Genomic DNA, 463 nt, shown 5'->3' on the forward strand with positions numbered 1-463 from the left:
CCAAATATTGGACGGTTTAGTTTATATCAAGGACTGAGTTCTGTACTGCACAGGACTCAGTCCTTTTAGTTTGAGTTGAATACGTTCATTATTGTAGTAATGCATATACTCATGAATCTGTTGTTCTAACTGCTCAATCGTTTTCGGTTTATCAATATAAATCGTCTCACACTTCAATGTACCGAAGAACCCCTCCATAAGCGCATTATCTAAGCAGTTGCCTTTTCTGCTCATACTTTGCTTAATACCGTGCTGTCTAAGCGCTTTGTTAAACGGTCTCATTTGATAATGCCACCCTTGATCTGAATGCAGCATTAAACTGTTGTTCTGGTACGTATCTATCCTATCTAAAGCCTTATCTAGCATTTTGCGCACCAAGTCATAAGTCGGCCTTTTTGACAGCGTATAGCTGACAATCTCATTGTTATAACAATCGAGTATCGGCGATAAATACAGCTTATGA

1 protein-coding gene is annotated in these 463 nt (G+C 38.7%); it reads right to left on the bottom strand.

Translation table 11 applies throughout. The features are described 5' to 3' along the window. Positions 1-21: 21 nt before the first annotated feature. Positions 22-463, bottom strand: a 442-nt coding sequence (locus ACT3SX_RS15545) for an IS3 family transposase (protein ID WP_444761874.1), incomplete at its 5' end; no start/stop codon positions are given.

This window comes from Psychrobacter sp. AOP31-B2-9, from assembly GCF_052378005.1.
Taxonomy (GTDB): domain Bacteria; phylum Pseudomonadota; class Gammaproteobacteria; order Pseudomonadales; family Moraxellaceae; genus Psychrobacter.